Below are 1,398 nucleotides of genomic sequence, written 5' to 3'. Positions count from 1 at the left end.
ACTGAACGTCATGTACGCGATGATGAAAACAGGCACGCTATACGAGCCCCGAATCTCTGCAGCTGCTTGACAACCACCATAGGGACACCCCCCCGGATCATTCGTGCGACAGGGGCAGTAAGTCATGCCGGGCCCGGCGACCGTAACCCCGCCCTACGGGGTCACCAGCAAGGTAACGGGGCTGCCGATCCGTACCAGGTATGCATCCTGTCGCCTCCTTGGGGCCATGCAGCAACTCTGTTCGATCAACGTGTCCGGCCACCACACCACATGGGAGACTGCGTTGGTCACCGGCGTGTCCTCGGGAGAGATCGCCCGATAGATCGCAGTGTGCCGATAATTACCGATCTCTTCCTTGCAGACGCAGGCCTGGCGCTGCGCTGCGATGGTCATCGACGGCGTCTCCTCGACTTCACCTGCTGCGTCTGCGCACGGTGTGCAGGCGGTGAAGAACCGGTGGTCTTGAACAGGTCCACCCATGCCTCGACGGGCATGTCCTTCGGGAGTCCTGCAGCGGTCATGCCGTGGCGTGTCAGCCATGCCTGTGCGGTCTGTGGTGACCCGAGTGAGGTGGTGCGCGCGAGGATCTGGGCGAGCCCCCGGCCGGGGCCGGTGTAGACGCGGTGGACCAGGGCATGGAACTGGCGTCGCCGTGTCGGGGACAGCAGCGGATGTTCGCGACGGTGGATGGTGAGGATTCCGCCGTCGACTCCCGGACGCGGGGTGAACGCGCGAGCGGGAACACGACTGTGCAGCGTGAACTCGAACCAAGGCGCCCATTGCGCCGTCATCATCGTGGCACCGCCGACGCCCGCTCTGCGCCGCGCGACTTCCCATTGCACGAGCACGATTGCATCGGTCCATGCGGGTGCGTGCAGGATGCGGCGCAGTATGGCCGTGGTCTGGTGAAACGGCAGGTTGCCGACGAGCACATGCGCGGATGTGGGGAGCCGGTAGGTCAGGAAGTCGTCGGTGACGACCTCCACGTGCGGTGGGAGTCGTTGGGTCAAGCGTCGGGCGAGCCTGGTGTCGATTTCGACGGCGGTCACCGGTCGTCCGAGCTTGGCCAGTGGTGTGGTGAGTGCTCCGTCACCGGGGCCGATCTCGATGATCGGGCCCTCGGTGGCAGCCACGAGCCGTGTGATCGTGGCAATGGTGGATGGGTCAGTCAGGACGTTCTGGCCGTGCTCATGACGGCCACCTCGATAGGTAGGCACTGTTCGCTCCGTGGTTGTTGCGGAGCCGGGCACGCTGAAAGAGCCGCCCGGCCGTGATCACCGGGTGCGGGAGCAACAACCTGTGGAGGGGGGTGTCAAATAGTTTGTGTAAGCCGTGTCGGAAGGAACGGTGATTATCATGACTATGTTCGATAAATCTTTGCCGGGTAGGCCTTCGGGT

At 63.8% G+C, this 1,398-nt stretch carries 2 protein-coding genes; both read right to left on the bottom strand.

All coding sequences use genetic code 11. The annotated features are described in order from the left end of the window. Positions 1 to 153: 153 nt before the first annotated feature. A complete protein-coding gene (locus BSZ39_RS12810) occupies positions 154 to 393 on the bottom strand; it encodes a hypothetical protein (RefSeq protein WP_073717678.1) in 240 nt (79 codons plus the stop codon). Further along, positions 390 to 1,217, bottom strand: a complete 828-nt coding sequence (gene erm, locus BSZ39_RS12805; RefSeq protein WP_073717677.1) for a 23S ribosomal RNA methyltransferase Erm — start codon at positions 1,215 to 1,217, stop codon at positions 390 to 392. The genes BSZ39_RS12810 and erm overlap by 4 nt, the downstream gene beginning before the upstream one ends. Between the last annotated feature and the right edge of the window lie 181 nt (positions 1,218 to 1,398).

Source organism: Bowdeniella nasicola, from assembly GCF_001907295.1.
Classification (GTDB): domain Bacteria; phylum Actinomycetota; class Actinomycetes; order Actinomycetales; family Actinomycetaceae; genus Bowdeniella; species Bowdeniella nasicola.
Note: the sequence above shows the minus strand (reverse complement) of the source record. Positions and strands in the feature narration are given on the sequence as shown.